Origin of the sequence: Gardnerella sp. KA00390, assembly GCF_049244075.1 — a bacterium.
Lineage (GTDB): Bacteria > Actinomycetota > Actinomycetes > Actinomycetales > Bifidobacteriaceae > Bifidobacterium > Bifidobacterium vaginale.
The window spans coordinates 681,020-699,962 of sequence record NZ_CP058372.1 but is presented as its reverse complement, the minus strand read 5'-3'; the positions used below and the strand labels follow the sequence as shown (position 1 = coordinate 699,962).

The 18,943-nt window shown below is 37.9% G+C and carries 15 protein-coding genes and 4 tRNA genes; 10 read left to right on the top strand and 9 right to left on the bottom strand.

Going from position 1 to position 18,943, the window contains the following annotated elements; genetic code table 11:
* The first annotated feature begins 188 nt into the window (after positions 1-188).
* The 3 genes from HXT53_RS02665 (at position 189) to HXT53_RS02655 (ending at position 2,972) form a co-directional block, all read left to right on the top strand.
* A complete protein-coding gene (locus HXT53_RS02665) occupies positions 189-1,232 on the top strand; it encodes an ADP-dependent NAD(P)H-hydrate dehydratase (RefSeq protein ID WP_174142780.1) in 1,044 nt (347 codons plus the stop codon).
* A 14-nt stretch (positions 1,233-1,246) separates the two neighbouring features.
* A complete protein-coding gene (locus HXT53_RS02660) occupies positions 1,247-1,933 on the top strand; it encodes an HAD family hydrolase (protein WP_050541816.1) in 687 nt (228 codons plus the stop codon).
* Positions 1,934-2,039: 106 nt separating this feature from the next.
* A complete protein-coding gene (locus tag HXT53_RS02655) occupies positions 2,040-2,972 on the top strand; it encodes a LysR family transcriptional regulator (protein ID WP_116772907.1) in 933 nt (310 codons plus the stop codon).
* A gap of 181 nt (positions 2,973-3,153) precedes the next feature.
* Here HXT53_RS02655 and HXT53_RS02650 read toward each other — a convergent pair.
* From HXT53_RS02650 to HXT53_RS02625, 6 genes are all read right to left on the bottom strand, one after another.
* A tRNA-Val gene (locus HXT53_RS02650) sits at positions 3,154-3,226 on the bottom strand.
* Positions 3,227-3,266: 40 nt separating this feature from the next.
* Positions 3,267-3,338: transfer RNA gene (locus tag HXT53_RS02645), tRNA-Val, on the bottom strand.
* A 31-nt stretch (positions 3,339-3,369) separates the two neighbouring features.
* Positions 3,370-3,440, bottom strand: a tRNA-Cys gene (locus tag HXT53_RS02640).
* A gap of 28 nt (positions 3,441-3,468) precedes the next feature.
* A tRNA-Gly gene (locus tag HXT53_RS02635) sits at positions 3,469-3,541 on the bottom strand.
* A 281-nt stretch (positions 3,542-3,822) separates the two neighbouring features.
* A complete protein-coding gene (locus HXT53_RS02630; protein WP_162861798.1) occupies positions 3,823-4,110 on the bottom strand; it encodes a hypothetical protein in 288 nt (95 codons plus the stop codon).
* A 607-nt stretch (positions 4,111-4,717) separates the two neighbouring features.
* Positions 4,718-7,003 (bottom strand): KAP family P-loop NTPase fold protein, encoded by a 2,286-nt coding sequence (locus HXT53_RS02625; RefSeq protein ID WP_174142779.1) that lies wholly within the window; start codon positions 7,001-7,003, stop codon positions 4,718-4,720.
* Between the two features lie 153 nt (positions 7,004-7,156).
* On the opposite strand from HXT53_RS02625, the gene HXT53_RS02620 reads away from it, so the two are divergent.
* The 7 genes from HXT53_RS02620 (at position 7,157) to HXT53_RS02590 (ending at position 14,027) form a co-directional block, all read left to right on the top strand.
* A complete protein-coding gene (locus tag HXT53_RS02620) occupies positions 7,157-8,014 on the top strand; it encodes a DUF3800 domain-containing protein (RefSeq protein WP_174142778.1) in 858 nt (285 codons plus the stop codon).
* A 380-nt stretch (positions 8,015-8,394) separates the two neighbouring features.
* Positions 8,395-8,646 (top strand): hypothetical protein, encoded by a 252-nt coding sequence (locus HXT53_RS02615; protein ID WP_174142777.1) that lies wholly within the window; start codon positions 8,395-8,397, stop codon positions 8,644-8,646.
* Positions 8,627-8,797 (top strand): helix-turn-helix domain-containing protein, encoded by a 171-nt coding sequence (locus HXT53_RS02610; protein WP_421780577.1) that lies wholly within the window; start codon positions 8,627-8,629, stop codon positions 8,795-8,797. Before HXT53_RS02615 ends, HXT53_RS02610 begins: the two co-directional genes overlap by 20 nt.
* Positions 8,797-9,315 (top strand): site-specific DNA-methyltransferase, encoded by a 519-nt coding sequence (locus HXT53_RS02605; protein WP_421780575.1) that lies wholly within the window; start codon positions 8,797-8,799, stop codon positions 9,313-9,315. The genes HXT53_RS02610 and HXT53_RS02605 overlap by 1 nt, the downstream gene beginning before the upstream one ends.
* On the top strand, positions 9,311-10,693 hold the full coding sequence (locus tag HXT53_RS02600; protein ID WP_421780696.1) for a site-specific DNA-methyltransferase: 1,383 nt from the start codon (positions 9,311-9,313) through the stop codon (positions 10,691-10,693). The genes HXT53_RS02605 and HXT53_RS02600 overlap by 5 nt, the downstream gene beginning before the upstream one ends.
* A gap of 3 nt (positions 10,694-10,696) precedes the next feature.
* On the top strand, positions 10,697-13,309 hold the full coding sequence (locus HXT53_RS02595; protein ID WP_421780572.1) for a DEAD/DEAH box helicase family protein: 2,613 nt from the start codon (positions 10,697-10,699) through the stop codon (positions 13,307-13,309).
* Positions 13,310-13,322: 13 nt separating this feature from the next.
* Positions 13,323-14,027 carry a hypothetical protein gene (locus HXT53_RS02590; protein WP_217427750.1) on the top strand — a complete coding sequence of 235 codons (705 nt, stop codon included), beginning with the start codon at positions 13,323-13,325 and terminating at the stop codon, positions 14,025-14,027.
* Between the two features lie 652 nt (positions 14,028-14,679).
* Here HXT53_RS02590 and HXT53_RS02585 read toward each other — a convergent pair.
* The 3 genes from HXT53_RS02585 to HXT53_RS02575 form a co-directional block, all read right to left on the bottom strand.
* The gene (locus tag HXT53_RS02585; RefSeq protein ID WP_004112655.1) at positions 14,680-17,169 is read right to left on the bottom strand and encodes an ATP-dependent Clp protease ATP-binding subunit; all 2,490 of its coding nucleotides are present in this window, start codon (positions 17,167-17,169) and stop codon (positions 14,680-14,682) included.
* A gap of 69 nt (positions 17,170-17,238) precedes the next feature.
* On the bottom strand, positions 17,239-18,507 hold the full coding sequence (locus tag HXT53_RS02580) for a DUF3027 domain-containing protein (RefSeq protein WP_020760250.1): 1,269 nt from the start codon (positions 18,505-18,507) through the stop codon (positions 17,239-17,241).
* A gap of 18 nt (positions 18,508-18,525) precedes the next feature.
* Positions 18,526-18,915 carry a cold-shock protein gene (locus HXT53_RS02575; RefSeq protein WP_004115360.1) on the bottom strand — a complete coding sequence of 130 codons (390 nt, stop codon included), beginning with the start codon at positions 18,913-18,915 and terminating at the stop codon, positions 18,526-18,528.
* Positions 18,916-18,943: the final 28 nt, after the last annotated feature.

The following is an 18,943-nucleotide window of genomic DNA, read 5'->3' as shown; positions in this document are numbered from 1 at the left end:
TGATGGATGGTCAATGAAATTTTGAAAATTTATTATATTTTTTCAAAAGTGGCGTGTCGCAAATTTTTTGTCTGATATAATTGCGATTTTTCTTGCGTTATATAAATAAATGGTGTATATAGCGAATGCAATGTGACAAATAACAATCCCACAAATAACAATCCCAGATATTCACTACAATCGTAAGCATGAGTGAACTTCTAAACATAGAAGCAAAAGATGTAAACAAATGTCTAAAAAAGCCTAAGCCTTTTTACAATAAATACTCGCGTGGGGTTCTGGGATTAGTCACAGGTTCTAATGAGTATACTGGAGCTGCAATATTAAGCGCGAGTGCTGCGTCACACGCAAATATTGGAATGGTTCGTTATGCCGGTCCTCTTCGCGCACAAAACTTAGTATTACAAACATCTCCAGAAGTAGTAGCCTCGGAACAATTGACTGGAAAAATCGACGCTATAACAGTTGGATCTGGAATACCAGATGCGGATCATTGCAATACTGAAGCTAGCGCAAATCAAAGAAAATACATTGCGAGCATTCTTGCGCAATATGCGAAAGAAAATAATAATTCGAAAGAACAATCAATAAGTCAAAAAGATAATCTTCCACCAATATGCGTAGATGCTGGAGCGTTAGATTTACTGCCAAAACAGGTTTGCACAAAAGTGGTTCTCACTCCACACGCAGGAGAATTAAGCTCACTTTTTACTAGATACGACTTGAATATAAGCGCACAACAAATATCTAGCAATCCAACACACTACGCTCAAAAAGCAGCCGATCTTACTAGAGCAACTGTGCTAGTTAAAGGCGCAACAACAGTAGTTGCATCACCATCAGAACTACACTCTCCCATTTATATTGCAAAATGCGCTCCATCTTGGCTCGCAACCGCAGGTTCAGGAGATGTACTAGCAGGAATTCTAGGAGCATTATTAGCGCAACGCGAAAGAAAAGAAAATAATGAAAATTGTGCAGAAAATTATGCAGAAAACTACGCGAATTACGCAGAAAACGAAAACTATGCTTTTATTGCAGCGAGCGCAGCTGTAATCCACGGAATTTCAGCATCATTAGCATCTAAAATCAACAGCGAAAACAATTACACTCAATTGGCGCAAGACATAGTGGAATCAAATGATGATTCAACTTCAGATCACCCAATCGTAGCAAGCGATATTATTAATGCGCTGCCTTACATTATTGGTCTTTTAATGAATCTTAATTAGTGAAAGAAGAAAAAATGAAAAACACAAATATCAACACAAATATCAACACAAATGAAAATGTAGAATCTGTTGAAATTCACGACGTAATGTTTGATTATTGTAAGGTCTTACTCGAGTGGAATTGCAGGAATTGTTTACAAAAACAGTTCCCGGATTTAGTAGACACGATTTGCCCTAATGGCACTTTTGGAAAAGACGATTTGGCTGGATTCTATGAGTTTGAAGACCGCATGGACGGCGGCGAACTACTAAAAGACCTTTTGCCAGAATATGAAAGGCGTTTTGGCAAGGAGCTTAGTAACGCTTTTCAATGGTATTGCGCACACTATGACCAAGTTCTTACGCAAATGATGCCTGGAATGGTTGATTTATTGCACGATTTGCGCAAAGCTGGCTACGGAGTTTGGGGATTGACTAACTGGTCTAAAGAAACTTTCCCACTCGCATTGCGTAAATTCCCAGAATTGAACACGCTTTTACAAGGTACGGTTATTTCTGGCGTTGAAAAATTGCATAAGCCACAGCCCGAGATTTTTGAGCTTGCTATGAACAGATTTGGATTGAAACCGCAAACAACTGTTTTCTTCGACGATAAGCCAGTAAATATTGATGGCGCGCATAATGTTGGAATGCACGGGTTTGTTTTTACTACAGCACAAAAAGCTAGAGAGGATTTGGCATCGCTAGGCGTTAGATTATAAGCACTAAGCCAAAGTCGCAAGATTATAGGCGTTAGTTTATAGTTGTTATAGTTGTAATAGTTGGAAATAGTCAAGTATAAATCCCAAAATCGGAAGGCTCTTAATAATGACGCTGCTGCAATTAAAGTACATTGTGAAAATCGTAGAGTGTGGATCTATGAACGAAGCTTCGCATGAACTTTATGTTTCACAACCAGCGTTAAGCTCTTCCGTAAAAGAATTGGAACGAGAGCTTGGAATTGAGATTTTTACAAGGTCTTCTCAAGGAATTGCTCTAACTGTTGACGGAGCTGAGTTTTTAACATACGCACGACAAGTTTTAGACCAGGCAGATTTGCTTGAAGAGCGATACAACAGCACTAAGCCTAGAAAACAGCTTTGCAGCGTTGCAACTCAGCACTACATGTTTGCTGTTGAAGCTTTTGTAGACATGATTCGCAGCATTGATTCTAACGAGTATGAGTTTTCACTAAGGGAGACTCGTACAAAAAATATTATTAATCAAGTGACTTCAATGCGCGCAGACCTTGGTTTGCTTTATCTTTCCGACTACAACAAAGACGTTATTGGAAAGATGCTTCGAGAAAAGCATCTTGAATTCCATCCACTTTTCCGCGCTAAATTGCATGTGTTTATTTCTAGAAACAATCCACTTGCAGGTCATAAAAAACTCACTTTGGAGGATTTGCGACCATATCCGTTTATTCAGTATGAACAGGGAGAAGATGGCAGCTTCTTCTTTACAGAAGAAGCGGTATGGCCTCAACATCCGCCTAAAAAGATTAATGTTACAGACCGCGCAACTATTTTGAACTTTATTATTGGTCTTAATGGTTTTACGATTTGCACTGGAATCGACAATGGCGACTTGAATAACGAGAAAATCGTGACCATTCCTCTGGATTGCGAAGAAACCATGCTTGTTGGGTGGATTAAGAATGAGCGCACGAATCTTTCCCCTGCAGCGCTTGCGTATCTTTCTCAACTCGAATCTGTGCTAATTAAACACGGGTATCAAGTAATAAGTAGAGCTAAATAGTAGAACTGAGCAGCATGATTAAGCAACATGACTGAACAGCGTAACCGAGCAGCGTAACTGCGAGATTTTGCTCAAGACACGCTGATTAATAGACACACTTTTTGCCGAGTACCCCGATTATCAGACATACCAGTAGATACAAAAAATGCGGTATACCATACCGCGAAACTGAACAATATTGTGGGTGATATAGGAATCGAACCTATGACCCCTTCCGTGTGAAGGAAGTGCGCTAGCCGCTGCGCCAATCACCCAAAATTTTTTTAATTATGCGTGAAAGGCAATCCTTTCGAGTGGGCGATACAAGGTTCGAACTTGTGACCCCTTCCGTGTCAGGGAAGTGCGCTACCACTGCGCCAACCGCCCAGGTTGTTTATTAAGCTAACCCGCTTAATCGAGGTGGGTACGAGAGTCGAACTCATCTATACGGCTTTGCAGGCCGCTGCCTAACCGCTTGGCTAACCCACCGTAAGGTCGAATAACTCACCGGACCTAGAGCGGACAACGGGACTCGAACCCGCGGTCTCAACCTTGGCAAGGTTGCGCTTTACCAACTAAGCTATGTCCGCAATGCTCTCACACTGACCACCGCCAGCCCGAAGCACGAGTAACTACTATACCCGAAATATTCTCAAATGCAAGCTTTGCGTCTTTTGGCGTGTCGCTTGGCGTGTCATATATTCATAGCAACTGTATCAAAATTGCTGCGCTAAGGAAATGGTTTTGATACGTGCTTATTGCGTATGATAAATCTAACTAAACAATAACAACAATATATGTCAGCCTTATGTATGAGGAAGATGCTCATATGATAGAATCGAATTGAGGGGTTATAGACCAAAATTTATTTTTATTCGTCTAATGGATCAACTTTACGCGGTAACCCTAAATCGTCTGCTATATCGTCATGTATATCGCCGCACTCATAAGGCTCTAGCAGGTTATACGCTTCGATTAACAACTCTTTAGGCGCACTCTTGTGCAACCATGCTTCTGCCAAATAGTCACCAATTGCAATTGATGGCTCTCCTGCTCTAATAGCACTATTGACTGCTTCTTTAGAGAGCTTATCCATGTATGGCTCAGCATAGGGACGGAGTTTCTCAGCCATGTCATAATAAATTTTCTGCATGTTCATCAGCTTCTCACTCCCCCTTCTTATTTTCTGCAACTGGGAACAAGGTATTAACGCGCCACCCGTTTTTCTTTTCTCGCTCAATCGTTGCAAAAAACTGAAAAACGTGGGGTGCTCCTCAGACTGATGTTCTAGTCTTGAAAGCTGGTTGCCGAGGTCCCCACGTTGGTTATATCGTATCACAATATTTATAGTATCGCCTCTGCGTATGAGGGAAAGACTATAGTGGATTGTGAATCCCGGGCACTTCGGCTGTTCGGGACTCTTTATTTACATAGTGCGCTTCAAGGATTACCACTGCGCATTATGGAAAGACTCATATGATAGAATCGAAGTGAAAGCTAGGGCTCCTCTTACCCCTTAATCTCGTAATGAGTTGGTTTGAGGGTATGACTAGCTTTCGTATATTCCAACTGTTTTATAGTCTTTAATGATTCATATGTTATAAGCCGAAAGTAAAGGAGCCCACGCAACGCCTAAGGTGAGTAAATCAACCGACGGCATGAAGCCGACTTTCAACGCAGGAAGACTCCTATACTTTATGCTACCAAATAGGGTAAGCGGCAAAAATATTGTGCGCTAACTGCAAGTGTGCTAGTGCCCAATATGATTATTGCTTTGCTATGCTGCTTTCAGATTTCCACTTTTCTATGAGTTCTATAGCTTGTTTTTCTTGCGCATGAAGAAAATAATCATTGTCTCTATTTTCGTAGTTTATAGTAAACGAAGCTAATATTATTTGCTCTTCTTTAGTGAATTCATCTAATCTGCTTTTATCAAAATTTTTTATAGAATCATAAAATTCTTCTTCAGAAACTAGATTAAAGCAATTCTCTGAATAAAATTTCCAGCCAGTTAAACTATTATATGTTGTTAAGCATAAGAATTTAAGCTTATTTGTCTCATTATTAAATATATTCTTAACATATGAAATGGCACTTTCTTTATCAATACATTTCCATACGTAAAATGCCACACAGAATTGATAAGAATTTAATATATCCTCGGAATATGAAATAGATTTAATTTTTGTAGCATAAATTTTTTCAATATCTGCTAAATGTTTAAGGCTAATGAATTGGAAATCTTTACGCTCATCTTCACATCCATATTTTTTGTAGGCAAATCCAATATCTCTAATTATCGTAGATGTTGTGCCAATGTTGTATTTATTAATATTTTGAACTGCAGAACTAATAATTTCATACCTGTCGTTTTCTTTATCAATACAAGCGATTATTTTTAATAATATGTGTTCTGAATATTCAGCCGCAGACGTGTTATAGAAAACAGATGGATATGGGTCTTTAAATTCGTATTGCAATTCAAATAATTCTGAGGCAATTAGAGCAAGTCTATTATTTAATATTTTATTATCAAGAACTAGCGCTTCTATATTGTCTAAAAAGAATATAATATTACCATCTTTATTAAAATTCTTAATTTTTTGTCTAAGAGTAAAATTACTATAACTGTCTACACATTTAATAATTTCTTCTCTTGGGATTTTTATACTCCATAAATTAAAACTGAAATATAAATCAAATTTCTCAGCGGAACCAACGCGCATTTTACTAATAAGTTCTTCTTTAGATTGAGGATTTGCGAATTTATGCTTATTAATGTCTTTTGCAAATGTAGGAAACATAGTTGAAAGAATATCTATTACTTTGTTACAATCAAGCTCTAGACTACTAAATTTCTCATTGCAATATTTCAAGTATTCTCTATTATCCTTGCCAATCATTAGAAGACTATGTTCACTGCATTGGCATAATGCATATGCATTATAAGAAATCCATTCATATAGCTTAGGCTCGAAAATTTCTATTGCAGTAATACTTAATAAATCAACAAATGATGTTTCTTTCCATAAAGCGCCATATTTGAATTGGAACGCGTTAAGTAATCTATTAATATCTCTTATATTTTTAATATAAGGATTTACGCAATATTCAAGTACTTTTTCAAAATAATTATTGTTTTCAAATTCTTCTTCACAATCATTTTTGTGTATAACTTTACTGAGTCTACCTTTTAGTATTTCAGGCAATAGTGATCTATCAATTTCAGGAACTTCAAAAGAAACTTGAACAATTTTCTTTAAATAATCATCTCCATCAATATTGTGATATTCAGACAAAGCATTGCAAACAATTTCCCTATCCATTGTAAGAACATAAATTATGTTAGGGAAATCGCCTACTTGTTTAACCAATTGGAAGATATCTTTAATCTGAGGAGTAGTCAATCTATCTATATCATCAATAAAAACAATTATCTTTTTGTCAAATTCTCTCAACTCATTGCAAAGATTTTCTTTAGCTTCATCCAAACTAGGATTTTTCATCAATTTAGCCCCTACTGCTTTGGATGTAGTTTTTAATATAGGAACAATTGCTGGCCCAACTGCTGGAATTATTGATAGTACATCAATAATATCGGAATATTGACTTATAGCCTTCCCGATTTTTCCTTTGTGCTTTTCTCCTTTAGCAACACCTAGTTTATTCTTTAATTCATGAAAAAATAAGCTAATTAAATTGTTCTTGTCGGAATAATTCCATGGCGAAAATTTTATAATTATTGGATAATGACATTGATCTTCTTCTTCAGTTTTTTGTGAAGTAAAAATTTTTTTGATTCTCTTATATAATCTTGAATACCATTTTTCTTTTTCTGCTTTTTGGGCTTCATTTTCGTCTACTGGAATCTCGGATATTGCCATGTTAATAATAGATGTCTTACCGCTACCCCACTTTCCATACAAACCGATTACAAGACCATCTTTGCTATCATATTCACAAATCGATTTTCCAAATTGTTTAGCAAAATCAGATCTTCCCAACAAATCTTCATCAGCTTTTTCAATAGGTTTATCTGCGACGTAGCTCATATATTCTCTCCATCAATATGTCTTTTTGAAATATATTATATTCATGTGATAGCTTTAAAAATATCAATGATTTAGTATCCGCATTTAAGGAAAAGTTATTGGCAGAGATAATTTTAAATAATTTCATTAACTTTCATGTGATAAAATCTATACATGAAAAAAGAGATGGTTAAAAAATATAAGCTACAAGATTTTCACAGGTTTATTGATGAATCTGGAGACATGACTTTTCAACATGAGAAGGTAATAAGGGGTGGAAGTAAAATTATTGTGGGGCTCGGCGCTTCTGCATCTTTTATGATTGGTATGACATACGTTAAAGAAGATCTTAGCGAAGCTCGTAAAAAAATAAATGATTTCTGTAAAGGCATACAGAATAACAGTAAATTCAATAATATTGAAAGTATAAAAAAGCTTATTGAAAAAGAAGGAAAATATTATCCTCACGCCAAAAATGATCCTAAACAATTAAGAGATTTGTTTTTTAACTTTATATGTTCAAATATTGATTTTACTACACAAGTTGTAGTTGCTAGAAAGTCTACATATTTATCAAACCTTTTACCTAAAAATAATCTAGAAGCAGAATTGTATGCCAATTTAATGTCTCATTTAATTAAGGATAAAGGAAAATATCCTAAATTGGTACTAAACGTAGCTGGAAGGGGTAGCACTACATCAAATGTTAATTTGAAACATTCTATAGAAATTGCGCAAGAAAGAACTAAAAACAGCACGAACAATCTTCCGGATATAAATGCATCAAACATTAAATTCAACACGCAACCGTACTCAAATGAGCCGTTATTAGCAATAACTGATTACGCATTGTGGGCAGTTCAGAGAGTTTTTGAAATGGGTGATTTATATTTCTATAATTTACTTCTAGATAATAATAAAATTCCTCTTGTGCTTGACCTTTATGATACAGAACATTATAAAAATTCGGAAAATTACCATACAAAGAGCAAGCCTCTAAATATGGATTGCTGGTTGAAATCCAAAAAATAAAGGAGCCCACACAACGCCTAAGGTGAGTAAAAATCAACCGACGGCATGAAGCCGACTTTCAACGCAGGAAGACTCCTATAACTCATGCTACCAAAGATTGCATTATTCCACAACCTTGTTCGTACGTTAAATCTAATTTATAGAGATAGTGCACAAGTGTATTAAAATTGTTGCATTAAGGAAACAGTTTTGATGCGTGTACATTGTCATGTAGACGGTTTTGTATGCAACATAAACAATAACACATAACTAATCCGTGGTTCAGTAGATAATAGACTCATGAATATTGCAGATCAGCATAAAAGGCAACAGAATTTATTTAACGCTGGCAAAGCCGCGGCGACGAAAAACAGGAAACACAGAAGTTTTGGCTTGATTTTATGCAAAACGTTCTAGACGTTCCAAACGCAATAAACAATACCGAGTTTGAGTATCGCACTGCTGGCGGCGGCTACATATACATGTTGTGTACCGACTCTCGTTTTCTTGTTGAACAAAAAAGTAAGAATGTTGATCTTGATAAGCCAGAAGAACGTCAAGGTACCTTGGTTACTCCTGCTGAGCAAGCTGTAAGATATTCAGACAATCTTCCAATCACTAACTGTTCGCATAGTGTTTTGCTTATATGCTGAAGATGCTGGAATATCATCAGCTTCCATAGCTAGAATTAGCAAAGGTGAAAACGTGAATACAGAGACACTGCTACGCATATGTCAATACTTGGAATGCGACATCAAAGACATTTGCGAAGTAAAACAGGTAAAGAACAATGAGGTGAAATAATGAAGAACATTTTTGACACAGTAGCAAGCCTCCTGCTTTCAAACAATAAATACAAAGCCGAAGACGGTAAGCTTCTTAAAGCTGTTGTTTATAACGATGTTATGGCAATGAATGAGAATTTGCTGACGCTTCTCCTCTCTAACGAACGCGTAAAAGAAACCTTCTTCAAAGACGTTCAAGGTACGCTTGTTTTTGATAAGCAAAAGTTTGCTTGGTTTATGGAATCAAAGGAATTCTTGCCTGACTCTTACACGGCTTACACAAACAAAATTGGGCTTACGCATAACGGCAGTTTCATATCGCAAACAAACGATGTTGTGCTCGACTTCCCTTACAAGGATTGTGTGCTGGAAGGCGGTCAAGATAAAGACGATCAAAAACGAAGCGAGATTTTCTACAACGAAACGATAGCAAGTGATGAAATCTCGCGCATGCTTGCACCTAAAGTCTTCACGAATGCTAAACGTTATACGGCGGTTAGCAAAAACAATATAAGGGGGGGCAGAAAAATCTATTAGTGTTGGAGAAGAAACAGGTATCACGCTTAACGATGATGATAATTTAATTATAAAAGGCAACAATCTTATTGCCCTAGCAAGCCTGCTTAAACGCTACGAAGGCAAAGTAAAGTGCATATATATTGATCCACCTTATAACACTGGCAATGACAGCTTTAACTACAACGACTCATTCAACCATTCCACATGGCTCACATTTATGAAAAATAGGCTGGAATTGGCTAAAAAGTTACTTCGTGAGGATGGCTCTATTTTTGTTCAGTGCGATGATAACGAACAAGCATACTTAAAAGTTCTGATGGACGAAGTGCTAGATAGAGAGAATTATATTGCTAACGTTATATGGAATCATACAAAGCAAAGCAAAAACGATGAAAGGTTTTTCTCGAGGCATTACAACAGTTTGCTCGTATACGCGAAAAATAAAAATGCTTTACCGCCGTTCCTTATGCCGCGTCAAGAAAGCGACAATAAGGCTTATCAGAATCCAGATAATGACCCTAAAGGTCTGTGGCGAAGCGGAGACGTACGAAGTCCTAACTTGCGCGAAACTCTTAGGTTTAAGTTAACAGCTCCAAACGGAAATTTAATTGAGCCCCCTATAAATGGTTGGAGATGGAGCAAGTCAAGTATTGAAGAAAAAATTAAAGCAGGAGAAATTATATTCAAAAAAGATGGAAGTGGAATTATAAGAAAGATATATCTCAAAGATCAAAAAGGACGTACACCTGAAAATATATGGTATGCTGAAAATTCAGGAACATCAAGAAATGCCAATTCTGAGATTAAAGATTTATTTAACGAAACAATTTTCTCTACACCTAAACCGGAAAAATTAATTGAGCGTATTATACAAATAGCCACCAATCCATCTGACCTTGTTCTTGACTTCCACCTTGGTTCTGGAACTACTGCCGCTGTTGCTCATAAAATGGGACGACGATACATTGGTGTTGAACAAATGGATTACATTCAAGACATAACTGTTGAGCGCTTGAAGAAAGTTCTTGAAGGCGAACAAGGTGGTATTTCTAAGTCTCAAAACTGGCATGGTGGCGGCTCTTTTGTTTATTGCGAGCTTAAAGAAGACGCTAACACGCTTATTAACACTATTCAGAATGCTACTGAAGATACTATTGAAAGTGTAAAAGCTTCCATTTACGCAGACGAGCGTATTGTGCCTTATCTTACTAAGCAGGAACTCGCTGATGCTGATAAAGACTTTGAGAATCTAACGTTAGAAGAAAAGAAGCGCGTGCTCACAAAGCTTATAGATAAGAACAAGCTGTACGTTAATGCTTCAGATATGGATGATGAAACATATCAAATCAGCGATGCAGATAAAGCTTTTACGAAGTCTTTCTACGAGGAGGCATGATCCATGGCTGAATCATTCTTATACGAAAAACTCGATACGCTTAAAGAGATTAATGAGCTTGCGCCTATGCCAGATATTATTGAGCATAGTTTATCTCAAAATATTGTTTTGCGAGAGTACCAAAAAGAAGCTTTCCAATATTTCGTTACCTATTTTGAAAAAGATGGTTTGCGTAAAAATAAGCAGATTCATACTCTTTTTCACATGGCAACCGGCTCCGGTAAAACGGTGATGATGGCAGGACTTATACTCTATCTTTACACAAAAGGCTATCGCAAGTTCCTCTTCTTTGTGAACCAAACGAATATTTTGAAAAAGACGGAAGAAAACTTTTTGAACACGCTTTCATCTAAGTATCTTTTTGCTGATAATCTTTCCTATCTTGGTACGAAAATTAAAGTGAAAAAAGTAGACCGGTTTAGCGATACAGCTTTAGATGATGATATTGAGCTGCTATTTACTACCACGCAAAAGTTACATACGGATATGTGGTTTGCTAAAGAGAATGCGCCAACTTACGCTGATTTTGAGAATGATAAGATCGTTTTTATTTCGGACGAAAGCCATCATATTAATTCTTATACGAAGAAAAAGACGAGTATTGAAGAAGATGCTGAAAAAAGCTGGGAATACACAGTTAATAATGCTTTTACTTCTAATAAAGACAGTGTTCTACTTGAATTTACAGCTACAGCTGATCTTAAAGATAAAAACGTACTTGCAAAATATACTGATAAAATCGTATACAACTATCCACTGGAGCGATTCCGTGCGAGTGGTTACACGAAAGACTTTCAAAACTTTGCAACCGATACGAATCTCTGGGATCGTACGCTTATAGCTCTTATCTTGAGTGAATATCGTCGCTATCTTTTTGCGGACTTAAAACTGAATATTAAACCAGTTATTATGCTTAAATCGCAAAAGATTAAAGAGTCTGAAGCTTTCCATGACGAGTTTTTCAAAAAGCTAAATCAGCTCACAAGCTATGAAATCATGGCTTTACGCAGCGCTAATATTCCGCTTCTTTCTAAGGCTATAGCTTATTTTGAAGAAAAAGATGACACTCTCGAAAACCTGGAGCATAGTCTTAAGTACTCTTTTGCCGAGGAAAACACCATTATTATGAATGGTGGCAGCGATAACAATGATGTTAATCAAATAAAAGTAAACTCGTTGGAAGATAAAGATAATCACATACGCCTTATTTTTGCTGTTGACATGCTCAACGAAGGCTGGGATGTATTAAATCTTTTCGATATTGTGCGCTTGTACGATAGCCGACAAGGCAGTGGTAAAGCAGGTCAGATTGGCTCCTATACGATTAAAGAGGCTCAACTGATTGGTCGTGGAGCACGATACTGTCCATTCGTTTTTAACGGCGACAAAGACCTTAAATATAAGCGTAAGTTTGATGGTGATCTTACGAATGACTATCGTATTTTAGAGACAATGCTTTTCCATAGTCTGAACGATTCACGCTACATTGCTGAGCTGAAACAGGCGCTTATTGCTACTGGTTTGCAAGCAGAAAACCCAATTACTCGTGAATATACGCTTAAAGAAGAATTTAAGACTTCTGAATTTTACCAAAAATCATACGTCTACTCTAATGAACGCTTGCCTCGAGGACGTGCGAATATCACAACTATTGAAGATAGTTTGAAAACAAAAATATACCGTTACTCGCAAAAATCTGTATATGGGAAAGTAGTAAACCTTTTTGGTGAAACTGAGAATGTTAATAATTTAATTGCAAAACCAGTATCGAAATCTTTTAAGAATATTGATTATAATATTTTATCTGGCGCAGCATCCTGCTACCCAGAACTTTGTTTTAATGTTATAAAAGATAAATATCCTAATGTTACTTCATTAAAAGAGTTTTTAACTTCGGATAGTTATCTTGGAAACTCTATTTTAGAGATTACACAAACTCGAGATAGTATAAGCGGTAAAGATTTATTTGAGGCTTGTAAGAAAGCTTTTTCGCAAATCGCATCATATATTGCGACTATTAAACAAGAGTTTGTTGGAAGTACTGTGTTTAAGCCACATATGCTTAAAAATGTTTTACATGACAAAAAGATATCGCTTAATTCAATTACTGCAGACGGTGGTCATGGTGACTCGCAAAACAACTGCGCTAACGCTGATTATCGCATGAATCTTGTGGATGAACCTTGGTACGTTTTTACGGACAATTATGGTACGGGCGAAGAGAAACTGTTAGTAAAATATTTTAAGTCAACTATTGAGCCGAAGCTTAAAGCAAAAGGACTTGAATACTATCTTATTAGGAATGAGAGAATCCCTGAGCTTGCCATTTATTCGTTTGATTCAGGTGAACGTTTTGAGCCTGATTTCTTGCTTTTTATTCGTGAGAAAGAGTATGAGGATGTTAAAACATATCAAGCATATGTTGAGCCTAAAGGTAGTCAACTTTTATTTGAAGATGAGTGGAAAGAAAAATTCTTAGGGCAGATTAAAAACAGCTACAAGATTAACGATATTCTAGGAAGAGGATACAAGATTATAGGTCTTCCATTCTTTAATCAAGAAAATAGAATGTCTGAATTCGACAAAGCACTAAACGATTTAGTATCAAAATTATAGTGAGGTAATAGTAGTGATAGAAAATACTTATCCAGTTGCTCTTTCTCGCTTAGGTGATGAAGATGATACGAGAGAGAAACAAGCTGAGAGAGCAATCACTTGGCTATGCAAACAATCTGGTGGAAGTATTACTGTAATAACGCCTAACAAACGTTTGGACAATAAAGCTATAGAACGCTTCGTCCAAAATGTAAATGTTAATTACTACACATGGCGAGAAAATGACGGTCAATACCTTACTGGTCGTATATTATATGCATTTCCAAATCGTGAAAGACTGAGTAATTTATGGAACTCTCAGTTAGATGCCTTAGCAGTTCTTGAGTGGTGTGAAGATAAAGATTGGATGACGATAGCTAAACCTATCATTCTTCTACCCAACAAGATAGTTGAACCAACATCTACCGATGATTTTGAACTCGGTAAATTACCTAATGGAATTAGTGACATCTTATCTTATCTCGCTGGTAGGGCTGATGGATATTCTCAAGGTATGAAATGGAACGAAGTTGATCAACTGAAATCCGACCTTATGGAATGTCCAAAAAGGTGGGAAGCAGTCACTCCCGAAGAAGTCAGACAAGAATGTTTACACTTAAACATGAAATTAGCTGATGTTGACAAAATAACGGAACTAGTTACCCGTAGAAAACAAGGAAGAACCTTCAATCTTTCCAAAAGCAGCTATAAAGGTTTCAAATTTAAGCCGAACATGTGAATAAAAGATAATCCCACTGCAATATTCTTAATCAACACTTCCCCACATAAACAGGTACGCGCAAAGTGGTGAATCGACTTGTACGAGCATCTTAGTAAAGCCGCAGTGCGCTAAACCTTTTAACGATAGCCCTCACTAAGCCTTGCTACACAAAGGCAAACTTGCACCCACATAATCAGCCCTTGACATCAACACAACACTCTACACGTAAGAAGAATAATCAGATAGACTTATCATTATTATATTTAAAAATCATGGCTGCAACAACATAGTCATAAAATTTGTAAAAATATCAAAATTTGTATATGTCTATATGCACGACAAGCTCACTTCACTATAGGAAGTGTGATTGCTGTTATAAAAGAGTCACCAGTTTTGCGTGCAGCTCTAGCATATTTACTTTTACAAAGCAATACACAATTAAATTGTGAATCTTCTATCACCTTTTATACGCAATTGTGGTGTTTAAGACTAGCGCGAGTAACTATTAAAGATTCAGTCGACTATCTACAAAATTAACACTCAAATCTGATTGACATTTTGGGAATAAAACCCAAAAATCCCGATGCGATTTACACACCGGGATTTTCGTTATTTAGAATATTTTCGTTATTTAGAACTCAACATCAAGACTCAAAATCAAATCTCAACATCAAGATTCAACATCAAACTTTATGCCGCGGAAAATAAACTCCCCCAGCAAACCTTCGCCTTCTGCATCAACTTCAACGCGTTCACCATCTGTTAAGTCGCCAAGCAAAATCTTCTCACTTATGGCATCCTCAATATCGCGCTGAATAACTCTTCGCAACGGTCTTGCTCCAAGAAGAGGATCAAAGCCCTTTTGCGCAAGAAGATTCTTAGCTGCATCTGTAAGCTCCAAAGTCATATGACGTTCAAACAGACGGTCATTCAAACGCTTAACGTCCAAATCAACAATCTGACGAACCTCTGGCTCAGTAAGCTGACGGAACACAATCGTATCATCCAAACGGTTTAGGAATTCCGGACGGAACTGACGCTTCAATTCCGAATTAACCTGATCCTTCATCCTCTGGTAAGATGCATCCGCATTATTGCCAAGACTAAAACCAGTATTCGCTGACTTAGCAATATCACGAGTACCAAGATTTGTAGTCAAGATAATAATCGTGTTCTTAAAATCAACTTTTCTTCCTTGGCCATCTGTTAAATGACCGTCGTCTAACACTTGCAAAAGCGTGTTGAAAATATCTGGATGAGCCTTTTCAATTTCGTCAAAAAGCACCACCGAGAATGGCTTTCTACGAACCTTCTCTGTAAGCTCGCCACCCTCCTCGTAGCCAACATATCCTGGAGGAGCACCGAAAAGACGAGAAGCCGCATACTTTTCCGCAAACTCCGACATATCAACACGAATCAAAGCATCATCATCGTCGAACAGGAATTGAGCCAAGGTTTTAGCAAGCTCTGTCTTACCAACTCCCGTAGGACCAGCGAAAATAAACGATCCAGAAGGACGCTTTGGATCTTTCAATCCTACTCGCGCACGACGAATAGAACGAGAAAGTGCAGAAACAGCCTCATCTTGACCAATAATACGCTTATGAAGCTCCGCTTCCATACCGAGCAACTTTTTGGATTCCGCTTGAGTTAGCTTAACAACAGGAATACCAGTTGTATTAGAAACAACAGATGCAATAACATCCTCGTCTACAACCATATTCACATTAGACTCGCCCTCACGCCAAGCCTGCTCTTTATTCTTACGTTCTTCCTCAAGCTTTTCCTGCTCATCTCGCAAGTCGGCAGCCTTCTCAAAGTCCTGATTCTTAATAGCTTCATCTTTCTTTTCTGAAAGTTTAGAAATCTTAGAATCAAGTTCCTTAAGCTCTGGTGGCTCTGTCAATCGCTTAATACGTAGGCGAGCTCCAGCTTCATCAATAAGATCAATCGCCTTATCTGGCAAATTCCTATCTTGAATATAGCGAGCAGACATTTCTGCTGCAGACTGCAAAGCAGCATCAGTAATGGTTACGTGATGATGATTCTCGTAGCGCGCACGCAAACCTTTCAGAATCTCAATTGTCTCTGCAATAGAAGGCTCTTGAACTTGAATAGGCTGGAATCTTCGTTCCAAAGCCGCATCCTTTTCAATATACTTTCTATACTCATCGGTAGTTGTAGCACCAATCGTCTGTAGCTCACCACGCGCAAGCATAGGTTTAAGCATGTCAGAAGCACCCAAAGCACCATCTGCAGACCCAGCACCAACAATAGTATGAATCTCATCAATAAATAGAACTATATCTCCACGAGTCTTAATTTCTTTAAGCACCTTCTTTAAGCGCTCTTCAAAATCGCCACGATAACGAGATCCAGCAACCATCGAACCCAAGTCAAGAGAATAAACCTGCTTGCCCTTTAACGTTTCTGGCACATCTCCAGCAACAATCTTCTGTGCAAGACCTTCCACAACAGCTGTTTTACCAACACCAGGTTCACCTATAAGAACAGGATTATTCTTAGTTCTGCGAGAAAGCACAACCATAACGCGCTCAATCTCTTTTGAACGACCAATAACAGGATCAAGCTTCCCTTGCTCAGCTTCTGTAGTAAGATTCCTTCCGAACTGATCTAGCAGCGCAGAACCAGACTGATTCCTCTTATCCTGCACTCCTCCAGCATTAGCCAAATCACCCTTCTGACCGTCTTCTGGTAATCCAGAATTTCCTCGAATCAAATCCATTGCAGTGCTACGAAGATCTCCTAAATCGACCTCCATCTTAATAAGCACCTGCGTTCCAACACCTTCGCCTTCTCTAATAAGACCTAAGAGAATATGCTCGGTACCAATATAGCTGTGCCCCAATTGCAATGCTTCACGCAAACTAAGCTCAAGCACTTGTTTAGCATGCGGAGTAAAAGGTATGTGTCCACTAGGCGAGACAGTACCAGTGCCAATCATTTCTTTTATTTGTTTACGAGTATTGTCTAATTCTACGCCTTTGGCGTTTAAAGCTTTTGCTGCTATTCCTTCGCCTTCTCTAATAAGACCTAAGAGAATATGCTCGGTACCAATATAGTTATGCTGAAGAGAGCGCGCTTCTTCCTGAGCTAGCACAATCACACGCCGAGCGCGGTCAGTGAACCGTTCAAACATAATTGCCTTCCGTTCTTATCCTTCGTTCTATGGTAACGAGTTGCCATGACTCTAACACTATTTTTAGTGTTACTCATTGGTTAATGACGACTTATTTAAATCTTCAGAATTGTCTGCAGAATCCGAGTCATCTGCAGAATCCGAGTCATCGCCAGATTCTGCATAATCTGCGCTATCTGCATCATCCGAAACATCACTCTTATCAACATCATCAGAATTATCAGTGCTATCTGCAAAATCTTCTGATTCAATATCTTCATTAGCTTTATTATCTTTATTATTACTTCTATCAATTGAATCAATTTCTGCAGAATCGCTATTTTCGCTATTTTCGCTATTTTCACTGAACTCGTCAGACTCGTCTTCAATTATCAACCTGCGATGTCTTTTACGATTTTCCTTACTATCTTCAATCGCTTCTTCGATAAGCTCTACATCTGCTCTCTCGTCTCTAGGAGCTTGAGGAGCTATCTCAATATGATAATCGTCATAGGCTGGAGTCGATTGAATCCAAAGTTGTGATGGCTCTGGTGGCTCTATTTCGGAATGCTCTCCACACCCGTGATCTAATGCCACCACTCTCCCATCGTCTGGGCTCCACATATTTGCGCAAACTCCAAACATGTTTCCTAAGCTGCCAGCTAGCGGAATCATAAATCCGCAGGATGAACACGCTTTACCATCCGCAATTTTAGTAGAAAGCGATTTAGGACCATGTTGTCCCGAATACCATCGCTTCGCCGTTTGAGCTATTGCCTCAGCAGTCATAACCCTCTTACGAGTTAATCTAAAAGTCTCAACTGCTTCTTCAAAATCTTCTTGAGATTCTTTAGACTCATTATCTTCTTTAGATTCATTATTTTGCTCTGTTTCGCCATCCTGTTCGGTTGCTGGCGACTTTTCCGATCCAGAGCATTCAGTTTCTACAGAATCTTCAGAAACATTTGCTTTAGATTTTTTATAATCTAAATCTTCTGGATTAACTCCAGACTCAAGCCTTTCATCATCTTCGGCTGTACCAATAGAGTCCATAACCGAAAGATCCGTTGGCTTAAGTCTATCTTTCCAAGGAATCCAAGGTGGAGGTAGTAAAGAATCCTCAGTTGGGGCAAGAGTTGACTCATTAACTGTCCAACGATCAACATCAGCATCGTGGTACAGCGTTACTGACCACTGCCAACCTTCATACCCAGGCATATTGCAAACAAATCTAAAATCGGTAACATCACTACCAAGATCTGTAGCACTTACGAAATCTCCAACAGCGTTTTCACGCTCTGAAGTTTCCACAGCAATACTATATGCAAGCTCCTGAGGATTAATTACTTCATCTGCCATAAAAAATCCTGTTAAATATCAGTCCTGCACGTCAAAATTGTCTGCTACAGCACGCAACAAATGCGCAAGTTTCTTACTCTCAGCAGTAGACGGATAATGACGACGTCGTAAACCATTGCCTGCAGAATCTAAAAGCTTAATAAGATCTTCTACTATTGCAGCCATATCTTCAGCTTTTGGTCTTGTGGCTTTTACTAGCGAAGGCGCAGAAGCCACAACAGTGAGACCCATTGCCTGTGGCCCTTTACGACCTTCAACAACAGAGAATTCAACACGCGTACCTTTACGCAGCTCTTTCACTGATTCTGGCAGCGCAGAAGATGGTAAGAATACATCTTTGCCCTCTTCATCGCATATAAAGCCATATCCTTTTTTAGAATCGTACCAACGAACACGCCCGTTGGGCATAACACACCTCACTCGAATTCATTAAATT

Coding starts and splice junctions, on each gene's coding strand:
- HXT53_RS02665 (WP_174142780.1), top strand. CDS start 189: ATGAGTGAACTTCTAAACATAGAAGCAAAAGATGTAAACAAATGTCTA.
- HXT53_RS02620 (WP_174142778.1), top strand. CDS start 7,157: ATGAAAAAAGAGATGGTTAAAAAATATAAGCTACAAGATTTTCACAGG.
- HXT53_RS02580 (WP_020760250.1), bottom strand. CDS start 18,507: ATGGCAGATGAAGTAATTAATCCTCAGGAGCTTGCATATAGTATTGCT.
- HXT53_RS02605 (WP_421780575.1), top strand. CDS start 8,797: ATGAAGAACATTTTTGACACAGTAGCAAGCCTCCTGCTTTCAAACAAT.
- HXT53_RS02660 (WP_050541816.1), top strand. CDS start 1,247: ATGAAAAACACAAATATCAACACAAATATCAACACAAATGAAAATGTA.
- HXT53_RS02585 (WP_004112655.1), bottom strand. CDS start 17,169: ATGTTTGAACGGTTCACTGACCGCGCTCGGCGTGTGATTGTGCTAGCT.
- HXT53_RS02625 (WP_174142779.1), bottom strand. CDS start 7,003: ATGAGCTACGTCGCAGATAAACCTATTGAAAAAGCTGATGAAGATTTG.
- HXT53_RS02575 (WP_004115360.1), bottom strand. CDS start 18,915: ATGCCCAACGGGCGTGTTCGTTGGTACGATTCTAAAAAAGGATATGGC.
- HXT53_RS02595 (WP_421780572.1), top strand. CDS start 10,697: ATGGCTGAATCATTCTTATACGAAAAACTCGATACGCTTAAAGAGATT.
- HXT53_RS02655 (WP_116772907.1), top strand. CDS start 2,040: ATGACGCTGCTGCAATTAAAGTACATTGTGAAAATCGTAGAGTGTGGA.
- HXT53_RS02630 (WP_162861798.1), bottom strand. CDS start 4,110: ATGAACATGCAGAAAATTTATTATGACATGGCTGAGAAACTCCGTCCC.
- HXT53_RS02615 (WP_174142777.1), top strand. CDS start 8,395: ATGCAAAACGTTCTAGACGTTCCAAACGCAATAAACAATACCGAGTTT.